Origin of the sequence: Haladaptatus sp. W1, from assembly GCF_001723155.1 — an archaeon.
Classification (GTDB): Archaea; Halobacteriota; Halobacteria; order Halobacteriales; family Haladaptataceae; genus Haladaptatus; species Haladaptatus paucihalophilus.
On sequence record NZ_MEIH01000330.1, the window covers coordinates 21329 to 29779 of the forward strand.

Sequence of the window (8451 nt, forward strand, 5' to 3'; positions counted from 1 at the left end):
GCGTTCCCCTTTTAGGTATGAATCTTCGACGACTCGCCACGGCGACCGCCGGTGGCGTCGGTCTCACAGCACTCGTCAATCGAACGCTTGCGGCGCGTGCCGACCCGCTCGACCCGCCGCTAGAAGGGTATCAGGGAACCTATCGCTGGCGCGGATTCGACGTCGCCTACACTGAGGCGGGCGACCCGGAGGCCCCCGACGTCCTCCTGCTCCACGGCATCCACGCCGCCGCGTCGAACAAGGAGTTCGACCAGATATTCAAGCAACTCGCGCGGAAATATCACGTCATCGCGCCCGACCTGCCCGGATTCGGCCGGTCGTCGCGCCCGCCAGTGGACTACACCGCCTCGCTCTACACCTCGTTCGTCGTGGACTTTGCGGACGACATGACGGACGACGCCATCTGTCTCGCGTCGTCACTCTCCGGGGCCTACGCCGTGATCGCACAGGTCGAGACGGGTGCGTTCTCCCAACTGGAGCTGATTTGTCCGACCGACGATGTCGGGGCACGTCGCGGATGGCTTCGAACGCTCGTTCGCTCGCCGCTCGTCGGGACCGCGCTGTTCAACGCGCTCGCCAGCAAGCGTTCGATTCGTCGGTTCAACGACCGTGACGGCTATTTCACCGAGGTGTCGTACACGGAGAAGGACGTGGAGTTCGAGTGGCAGACCGCCCACCAACCGGGCGCGCGGTTCGCCCCGGCGTCGTTCGTCTCTGGCTATCTCAACCCTGACGCCGACCTCGGCGACGAACTCCCGCGGGTGGACGTGCCGGTGACGCTCGTCTGGGGACGGGACGCGAAAGTCACGCCGCTCGAAGACGGGCAAGAACTCGCCGACGAAGGGGATACGCGCCTCATCGTGTTTGACGAGGCGCGACTGCTTCCGCACGTCGAACACCCCGGTCCGTTCTTGGACGTGCTGTTCGACGAACTAGAACCGCTCGAACTGCAGTAGGCGGTCGCCGTTCGTTTTCGATTCGCCGACCGTCAGCGACACCGACTCCCCGACTTCCACGTCGTCGGGTGCCATCGCGGTGACGCGGACCGGTCCGAAGTCGGCGATGGCCGTCGTGTACGGCGCGTCGTCCGCGAACGACGGCGTTGCAACGTGGATGACGGTGTACGTGTCGATGTCGCCCGTTTCGGGGAGCGGCGTGTCTTCGAGATTCGTTTCGCCACACTCGGGGCAGATTCGACGCGGCGGGAGCGACCCGTGTCCGTTCGGACATTCGAGGTAGTACGCGTCGCCCTCGTCGATTGCGTCCAACCACTCGTCGTAGCCGCTGTTTCCGTGTTCGTTCTCGCTCATTGTTCGACCTCCAAAACGTGAACCGTCGCACTGGCGACCGTGCCACCCGCGTTGTGGGTGACGCCGACCGTCGCGTCCGGTACGGCGTCGCTGTTGGGGTGGTCGCCGCGCAGGATGCGCGTCATCTCGACCAGTTGGCTGGCACCCGTCGCGCCGACCGGGTGGCCCTTCGCCTTTAGGCCGCCGGAGAGGTTGACCGGTCGGTCGCCGTCGCGGGTCGTCTCGCCGCGCCGCGCCGCACCGATTCCCTCGCCGGGCGCGTAGAAGTCGAGGGCTTCGAGCGCCAGCACTTCCGCGATGGTGAAACAGTCGTGGACCTCGGCCACGTCCACGTCTCCGCCGTCGATTTCCGCCTCCGCGTAGGCTTCCTCGGCGGCCTCCTCCGCAGCGGGCGAGCGAGCGAGGTGGTCGCGTCCCTGTAGCGCCATCCGGTCGCCGCCCTGTCCGGTTCCGGTGACGGAAACCGGCGCGTACAGGTCGTGTTCCCCGGCGTACTCGTCGCTGACGAGGACGACGGCGGCCGCCCCGTCCGTGATGGGGCAGGCGTCGAACAGGCCGAGGGGTTCGGCGATCATCGGCGCGTCGAGCGCCTCTTCGAGTTCTATCTCTCGCTGGAACTGGGCGTGTTCGTTCGGCACGGCGTTCTCGTGGTTTTTGACCGCGATGTGGGCCAAATCCTCGCGCGACCCGCCGTACTGCTCGAAGTAGGCCCGCGCCATCAGCGCGTACGCGCCGGGGAACGTCATCCCGGCCCGCACCTCGTAGAGGTCGTCGGCCGCGATGGCGAGGGCTTCCGTCGTCTTCGCCGTTCCGAGGTTGTTCATCCGCTCCGCACCGCCGACGAGGATGGCGTCGGCTTCCCCGTTCCGAACGTCCTTGACGGCCTGCCGTATGGCGACGCCGCTCGACGCACACGCGCTCTCGTAACGCGTCGCCGGGGCGCGAACGCCTGCGGCCTCGGCCATCAGCGGCCCTTGGTGACCCTGATGCTCGGCCAGTTCGCCCATGAAGTTCCCGTAGTAGAGTGCCTCGATGTCGTCCCGGGAAACCTCGGCGTCGGCGAACGCGCTGTCGCTCGCTTCGGCGAAGAGGTCTCTGCCGGTCCGCTCGGGATGCTTCCCGAAGTGAGTCAATCCGACTCCCGCAATCCGAACGCCTGTCATGGGAGAACGTACGAGCGGCGCGGTTAAGAAAGCCACTCCTTTCGATTTCCAGGCGAATGGCAGAAATTTCAGCCGGTTGTCCATCGAACTTCTGCACGAATGGGCAGTTTGGTGCCGGCGAATTCGTAATTAATTTTCGAAACCGACCGATTCGGCGGGAAATCGACAGTTCGTGAACCGTCGCGGGAATCGTCCGGCGTGCACACCGGTACCGTCGTGCACTTTTCGCGGTGTTAGCACGGCTTCCGAGCGGGAGACTCGCCAGTCGCTCGTGAGTCAGAGAGGGGAACCGAGCGGTTCGGTCCCGTGGGTGAAGTGACTGTGCGGGGAGGAGAGAGAAGCCGAAATCGGGTCGAACTATTCGACCGCGAGTTCGTCGGCGTGTTTGACGACTTCGACGGCACCGGCGTCGATGGATTCGGTGTCGAGCCAGTGGGGGACGTAGTTTCGGCGCTCGAAATCGCCGCGTTCCTCTTCGGCACCGATGACGCACCACAACTGGGGTTCGTCCGGGCCGTGCCAGTCGCCCTGACGGCTGATGGAGAAACAGACCTGCTCCTCGTCGTCGTAGTCGATGATGGCGTTCTTGCGGATACCGGGGTCCCCGTGGATGATGAGCCGCTTCATACGTGGCGATTTGTAAGGCGGTCAATTAAGCGCTTCGCAACCGCCTTTCCACGTCGCCCCCTCGTCCGCGTTTCCTCCTCGTCCGCGCTCCGTTAGCCGTAGTAGGAGTCGTTGGCCATGTGATACACGATTTCGTCAGCGCAGTTGACCATGTAGCTCGAATGGTCCGACCCGACCTGCGATGTCACGTCGTTCTCGACGTAGTTCGGAGCGGGCGTGTTGCCGTCCTCGTAGCCCGTCTCGCCGAGCGCGCGGTCGAGTTCGCGGGGCCAGTAGAGGTTCTGGAGCGTGCTATCGTCCTCGCTGTGATAGCCGAAGGTGGCGACGGTTTCGTCGCTGATGGCGTTGTAGGTGTCCATCCACTCCGTGGTCGGCGCTTCGTTGTCCTGTGCCGCGCCGAGCATGTGAACGCTGGCGAATCGGTAGTTCCCACCGTTCCAGTCGTCGTTCACGTTCAGGATTCGGAGCGCGTTCAATACCACCTGTGCACCGAGGGAGTGACAGGTGAGTCGGAGGTCGCTGTTCGGACACCAGTACTTGTAGTTGAGCGCGAACTGCGCGAGTGCGTAGCTGTTCTGTTGGGCGATCTCCTGTCCGGTGCCGAAGCCGCCCCAGTCGAGCGGGTCGTACTTGTTGGGAGCGTTCGAATCCCACGTGAAGCCCGCGATTTCGCCGCCGTATCCCGCGCCGGTGAGATTGTCGTAGGCCTCTTGGAAGTTGGTCAGCGCGGCCTGCTCGTCGTTGTCGTAGCCGTGGACGTGGACGGTGAGTTCGCTCACGCATCCAGTGTCCTCACCGGGAACGCTTCCGTCCGTCTCGTAGTCCAACACCGAGTAGCCCGAGTTGAGGTCGCCATCGCCGTTGTAGTGACCGCGAGTCGAGATGACCGAATAGCCGCTGGCCGACGCAACCCCGGCCGCGCCGAGGACGCCGAGGCCCGCGGTCGCCGCCGTCGCGCTTTGCACGTATCGTCTGCGGGTGAATTCCGTCATGTCGAGTCACCTCAGACGTAGGACGAGACGTGGTTCATGTGGTAAACAATCTCATCGCCGAGGGTGTCGAGATAGTTCGAGTGGTCGTCGCCGACCTGCGAGGTCGCGTCGTACTCGACGTAGTTCGGGGCGGGAGTGTTGCCGTCCTCGTAACCCGTTTCGCCGAGCGCTTGGTCGAACTCGATGGTGTTGTACACCCACTGGAGCACGTCGTCGGCCTCGTTGTGGTAGTTGAACGTCGCCGCCGTCTGGTTCGTGATGGCGTTGTAGGTGTCCATCCACTCCGTGGTCGGCGCTTCGTTGTCCTGTGCCGCGCCGAGCATGTGAACGGAGTCCACCTCGTAACCCCTGTCGGTCCACCACGAGGTCACGTCGAGCGAGCGAAGCGAACTCAAGAGCACCTGCGCGCCGAGCGAGTGACTGGAAAAGCGGAGCGTCACGTTCGGACAGTAGTATTTGAGGTCCACGGCGAACTGCGCGAGTTTGACGCCGTTTTTCTGCGCGACGGTTTGGGCTTCGCCCCAGCCGAAGTCGACACCGCCGCCCGCGTCGTTGTCCCACGAATAGCCGACGAGCGTACCGTCGTAGCCCGCGGCTTCGAGGTTGTTCTTCGCCGAGAGGAACTTGTCCTTCGCGTTCTGCTCGGGCGTATCGCCGGATTTGTGCCAGCCGTGGATGAAGACGGTCAGTTCGTCCACACAGCCGGTATCGACGCCCGGCACGTCGCCCGTCGTGTCGTACCCCGTCTGCGTGTGGCCCGCGGTGAGGTTGCCGTCGTCGTCGAAGTGACCCCGCGTCGAGACGATGGGGATGCCGTACCGTTCAGCGCTCGCGGTCCCCGCTCCGAGCACCGCGAGTCCGGTCGCCGTTACGCCTGTTTGCTTGAGAAATCGTCGTCGATTGATGTTTGTCATCGATGTCCACACACTCTTTCAACACCTTCCGACTTCAAAATTTTTATTTCTACAATAGAATAAAACTGACTCACGGGAAGAACTATATATCCGTGTTCTCGCTCTCCCGAAGCGGAAACCAAACGGGTTTTAAGTCCCGACGCGCAATTTCTCCGTAAGGTCGATATCTATGCAGATGCCACGTCGATTTAACACGTACTGTCCGCACTGTCACTCACACCACGAACACGAAGTCGAGAAGGTCCGCTCCGGCCGACGAACCGGCATGAAGTGGGACGCTCGCCAGCAGAAGCGCGGCAAAGCCGTCATCGGTAACGCCGGTGGTTTCTCGAAGGTGCCCGGTGGGGACAAACCGACGAAGAAGACCGACTTGAAGTACCGTTGCAGCGAGTGTGGCAAAGCACACCTCCGTCCCGGATGGCGTGCTGGCCGACTCGAATTCCAGGAGTAAAACAATGGCAGGAAACTTCTACAAAGTGCAGTGCCCGGACTGTGAGAACGAACAGACCGTCTTCGGAAAGGCGGCAAGCGAAATCAACTGCGTCGTCTGCGGTCACAAGCTCGCCACGCCGACCGGCGGCAAGGCCGAAATCGACGGCGACGTTGTGGAAACCATAGCATCCCGATGAAATACAGTGGCTGGCCCGATACTGGCGAACTCGTCGTCGGTAAGGTCGACGAGATAGAGGACTTCGGGGTCTTCGTTGACCTCGAAGAGTACGAGGACAAGCGTGGTCTCGTTCACGTCAGCGAGGTCGCCAGTGGCTGGATCAAAAACGTCCGCGATCACGTGAACACCGGACAGACCGTCGTCTGCAAGGTGCTCGACGTGGACGAGGGGTCACAGCAGATAGACCTCTCCATCAAGGACGTCAACGAACATCAGCACAGCGATAAGATTCAGGACTGGAAGAACGAGCAGAAGGCCGATAAGTGGATGTCGCTCGCATTCGGCGAGGACATGGGCGACGAGCAGTACACGCACGTCGCAAACGAACTCCTCGCTGAGTTCGGCAGCATCTACGACGGCTTCGAACAGGCGGCGATTCACGGTCCTGAAGCGCTCGACGACACCGACCTCGCGGACGAGGACGTCGAGCGACTGGTCGAAACCGCCCGCGAAAACGTCTCGGTTCCCTACGTCACCGTCACCGGCTACGTCGACCTCCGCAATCCGGGGAAGGACGGCGTTGACGGCATCAAGGAAGCGCTCAAGGCCGCGGAAGGCAACGGCGACATTCCCGACGAAGTGGAACTCGACGTGACCTACGTCGGTGCGCCCGAATACCGGGTTCGCGTCAAGGCACCGAACTACAAGACGGCGGAGTCCCAGCTCGAAGAGAGCGTCCGTCGTGCCGAGGTCGTGATGGAAGACATTTCCGGCACCGCCGACTTCCACCGCGAACGTCACACCGACGACGAATGAAATCGAACATCCGGGTGTGTTCCGCGTGGAACGCCGAACACGACCGCCCGGTGTACACCCTTTCTGCGACGTGTCCGAAGTGCGGAGCCGAGGCCGTAAACAGCGCACCCGCACCGTTCGACCCCGACGACCCGTACGGGGAGTACCGACGCGCACTTAAGCGGCGCGCCCACGAATAAGGTACATGGACGAAATCGACATCGAAATCGTCGCCAATCCCGATTTGGAAGCCCCCGTCCTCATCGAAGGACTGCCGGGCGTCGGTCACGTCGGCAAACTCGTCGTCGAGCATCTACTCGAAGAGAAAGAGAGCGAGCTCGTTCGACGGGTGTACTCCGAACACCTCCCGCCGCAGGTTGGCGTCGGTGACGACGGCACCGCCTCGTTGGTTTGTATCGAACTCTACGCCCTGACCCTCGACGAACAGGACGTCCTCGTCCTCACCGGCGACTATCAAGCACAGGATTCCGTCGGTCACTATCGCTTGACGAACGCGTTTCTCGACATCGCCGACGAGTTCGGCGTCGAACGCGTCTTCGCGCTCGGCGGCGTGCCGACCGGCGAACTCATCGAGGAGTACGCCGTGCTCGGCGCGGCTGCGACCACGGACTTCGTGGACGAGCTCGAAGACGCGGGCGTCGAGTTCCGCGAGGACGAACCCGCGGGCGGCATCGTCGGGACGAGCGGTCTCCTGCTCGGCCTCGGCGGACGGCGGGGTCTCGAAGCGACGTGCCTGATGGGCGAGACGAGCGGCTATCTGGTCGACCCGAAGAGCGCACAGGCGGTGCTCGAAGTCCTCCAGACGATGCTCGACTTCGAAGTCGATTTCAGCTCGCTCGAAGACCGTGCGGAAGAGATGGAAGAGGTCGTCAACAAAATCGAGGAGATGGAGTCTCAACAGGCTCCTATCGCGTCCGACGACGACCTCCGGTACATCGGCTAAGCGGCCCTCCGATTTCGCCGGTTAAAATAGCGAGCGCTCCTGTCCGTTGTAGATATGATACACTGCGGAAACGAGGAAGAACGTGAGAAAGAACCACGTCCAGAACTCGAAGTCGAGCATTCGTATCGAGAAGAGGTTGAGTTTCGCCGCGAACAAAACGACGAACTCCAGCAGACCGAGGCCGAGATAGTAGGTCGCCCAGGAGACGTCGTGTTCGGGGACGACTTCCATATACACCTCGACCTGTCGCGCTTGGTCTTCGAGCGTTAGCTCCTTCGACTGCTGGTCGTACTCCACGATACCGAGGTCATCGAGCTTCGGGAGGTGCGTCTGGTGGAGCGAGACGTAGACGCTCTTTCTGACGTTTCGTGGTGGCGGTGACTCGCCGGTTTCCACCGTGGCGATGTGTTCGGCGAGGTCATCGACAGCCAGTGAATCTCCTGTCTCCCGGAGATAGCGAATCGTTTCGCGCCGTCGCTCGTTCCGCAAGACGTTATGGATCTGACTCTCGTCGAGTTCCCCTTTCGTCTCCGGTTCGGTGAGTTTCATGGCTTGGAGGCAAACATGATATTATCTCTGGGTCCGATACACGCACATATATTATAACCAAGGGTATTAACTTTGCCACCGGTCTAGTATTTATTTCATGAATGTTCTTTTCGCAATGTGCTGTCCTCGTCCGGTTATTGGTCTATCGGTGCGAACACCGTTCGACCGGGGATGTCTCCGTTTCTTCCCTCCGAACGCGTCACCGAGCGTCTCGTTTGGCGAGGATTTGATTACCGTTCGAGTCCTACACGCATAGCATGCCAGACTGGCTGGTCCTCGGCTTGTGGCTCACGCTAGCGGCCGCTGTCGTCATCGCCGGAATCTTCGTCGTCGGCGTTCGGCTGTTTCCGACGCGCCAGTCCACGAACGCCACCTACATCTTCGGGGAGGGGCGGCGACGGATCGAAATCCGTCAGTATCTCCGCGCCATCGACGAGAACTTCGCCGAGGACCACTTCGTGGAGGGCCAACACGTCGCGTTTTACCTTCCCGAGCGGGACGTCGCCATCACCTTCGACGCGCGAGCC

General features: G+C 62.1%; 12 protein-coding genes and 1 pseudogene. 7 read left to right on the forward strand and 6 right to left on the reverse strand.

Annotated elements, in window-relative coordinates:
• The first annotated feature begins 17 nt into the window (after positions 1 to 17).
• The gene (locus BG842_RS18450) at positions 18 to 956 is read left to right on the forward strand and encodes an alpha/beta fold hydrolase (RefSeq protein WP_069451925.1); all 939 of its coding nucleotides are present in this window, start codon (positions 18 to 20) and stop codon (positions 954 to 956) included.
• Here the strand turns inward: BG842_RS18450 and BG842_RS18455 are convergent.
• The 5 genes from BG842_RS18455 to BG842_RS18475 form a co-directional block, all read right to left on the reverse strand.
• Positions 933 to 1310 (reverse strand): Zn-ribbon domain-containing OB-fold protein, encoded by a 378-nt coding sequence (locus tag BG842_RS18455; RefSeq protein WP_069451926.1) that lies wholly within the window; start codon positions 1308 to 1310, stop codon positions 933 to 935. The genes BG842_RS18450 and BG842_RS18455 overlap by 24 nt on opposite strands.
• Positions 1307 to 2473: a thiolase domain-containing protein gene (locus BG842_RS18460; protein ID WP_069451927.1), complete on the reverse strand. Its 1167-nt coding sequence runs from the start codon at positions 2471 to 2473 to the stop codon at positions 1307 to 1309. Before BG842_RS18460 ends, BG842_RS18455 begins: the two co-directional genes overlap by 4 nt.
• A gap of 357 nt (positions 2474 to 2830) precedes the next feature.
• Entirely contained in the window at positions 2831 to 3100 is a 270-nt protein-coding gene (locus BG842_RS18465; RefSeq protein WP_069451928.1) for an HAH_0734 family protein, read from the reverse strand.
• A gap of 92 nt (positions 3101 to 3192) precedes the next feature.
• On the reverse strand, positions 3193 to 4092 hold the full coding sequence (locus BG842_RS18470; RefSeq protein ID WP_069451929.1) for an alpha/beta hydrolase: 900 nt from the start codon (positions 4090 to 4092) through the stop codon (positions 3193 to 3195).
• An 11-nt stretch (positions 4093 to 4103) separates the two neighbouring features.
• Positions 4104 to 5006 (reverse strand): twin-arginine translocation signal domain-containing protein, encoded by a 903-nt coding sequence (locus tag BG842_RS18475; RefSeq protein WP_069451930.1) that lies wholly within the window; start codon positions 5004 to 5006, stop codon positions 4104 to 4106.
• 169 nt (positions 5007 to 5175) lie between these two features.
• Between BG842_RS18475 and BG842_RS18480 the strand changes: the two genes are divergently transcribed.
• From BG842_RS18480 to BG842_RS18500, 5 genes are read left to right on the forward strand one after another with little or no spacing between them, the layout of a single operon-like run.
• On the forward strand, positions 5176 to 5457 hold the full coding sequence (locus tag BG842_RS18480) for a 50S ribosomal protein L44e (protein WP_007978245.1): 282 nt from the start codon (positions 5176 to 5178) through the stop codon (positions 5455 to 5457).
• 4 nt (positions 5458 to 5461) lie between these two features.
• Positions 5462 to 5635: a 30S ribosomal protein S27e gene (locus tag BG842_RS18485; RefSeq protein WP_007978247.1), complete on the forward strand. Its 174-nt coding sequence runs from the start codon at positions 5462 to 5464 to the stop codon at positions 5633 to 5635.
• Positions 5632 to 6432 carry a translation initiation factor IF-2 subunit alpha gene (locus BG842_RS18490; protein WP_069451931.1) on the forward strand — a complete coding sequence of 267 codons (801 nt, stop codon included), beginning with the start codon at positions 5632 to 5634 and terminating at the stop codon, positions 6430 to 6432. The genes BG842_RS18485 and BG842_RS18490 overlap by 4 nt, the downstream gene beginning before the upstream one ends.
• Positions 6429 to 6611 (forward strand): RNA-protein complex protein Nop10, encoded by a 183-nt coding sequence (locus BG842_RS18495; RefSeq protein WP_007978250.1) that lies wholly within the window; start codon positions 6429 to 6431, stop codon positions 6609 to 6611. The genes BG842_RS18490 and BG842_RS18495 overlap by 4 nt, the downstream gene beginning before the upstream one ends.
• 5 nt (positions 6612 to 6616) lie before the next feature.
• Positions 6617 to 7375, forward strand: coding sequence for a proteasome assembly chaperone family protein (locus BG842_RS18500; RefSeq protein WP_069451932.1), 759 nt, complete (start codon positions 6617 to 6619; stop codon positions 7373 to 7375).
• Positions 7376 to 7396: 21 nt separating this feature from the next.
• Here the strand turns inward: BG842_RS18500 and BG842_RS18505 are convergent, their stop codons facing one another.
• A complete protein-coding gene (locus tag BG842_RS18505) occupies positions 7397 to 7924 on the reverse strand; it encodes a hypothetical protein (protein WP_069451933.1) in 528 nt (175 codons plus the stop codon).
• A 257-nt stretch (positions 7925 to 8181) separates the two neighbouring features.
• Between BG842_RS18505 and BG842_RS18510 the strand changes: the two are divergent.
• Positions 8182 to 8451: pseudogene (locus BG842_RS18510) on the forward strand (molecular chaperone DnaJ); the annotation flags it as partial.

Coding starts and splice junctions, on each gene's coding strand:
- BG842_RS18450 (WP_069451925.1), top strand. CDS start 18: ATGAATCTTCGACGACTCGCCACGGCGACCGCCGGTGGCGTCGGTCTC.
- BG842_RS18455 (WP_069451926.1), bottom strand. CDS start 1,310: ATGAGCGAGAACGAACACGGAAACAGCGGCTACGACGAGTGGTTGGAC.
- BG842_RS18460 (WP_069451927.1), bottom strand. CDS start 2,473: ATGACAGGCGTTCGGATTGCGGGAGTCGGATTGACTCACTTCGGGAAG.
- BG842_RS18465 (WP_069451928.1), bottom strand. CDS start 3,100: ATGAAGCGGCTCATCATCCACGGGGACCCCGGTATCCGCAAGAACGCC.
- BG842_RS18470 (WP_069451929.1), bottom strand. CDS start 4,092: ATGACGGAATTCACCCGCAGACGATACGTGCAAAGCGCGACGGCGGCG.
- BG842_RS18475 (WP_069451930.1), bottom strand. CDS start 5,006: ATGACAAACATCAATCGACGACGATTTCTCAAGCAAACAGGCGTAACG.
- BG842_RS18480 (WP_007978245.1), top strand. CDS start 5,176: ATGCAGATGCCACGTCGATTTAACACGTACTGTCCGCACTGTCACTCA.
- BG842_RS18485 (WP_007978247.1), top strand. CDS start 5,462: ATGGCAGGAAACTTCTACAAAGTGCAGTGCCCGGACTGTGAGAACGAA.
- BG842_RS18490 (WP_069451931.1), top strand. CDS start 5,632: ATGAAATACAGTGGCTGGCCCGATACTGGCGAACTCGTCGTCGGTAAG.
- BG842_RS18495 (WP_007978250.1), top strand. CDS start 6,429: ATGAAATCGAACATCCGGGTGTGTTCCGCGTGGAACGCCGAACACGAC.
- BG842_RS18500 (WP_069451932.1), top strand. CDS start 6,617: ATGGACGAAATCGACATCGAAATCGTCGCCAATCCCGATTTGGAAGCC.
- BG842_RS18505 (WP_069451933.1), bottom strand. CDS start 7,924: ATGAAACTCACCGAACCGGAGACGAAAGGGGAACTCGACGAGAGTCAG.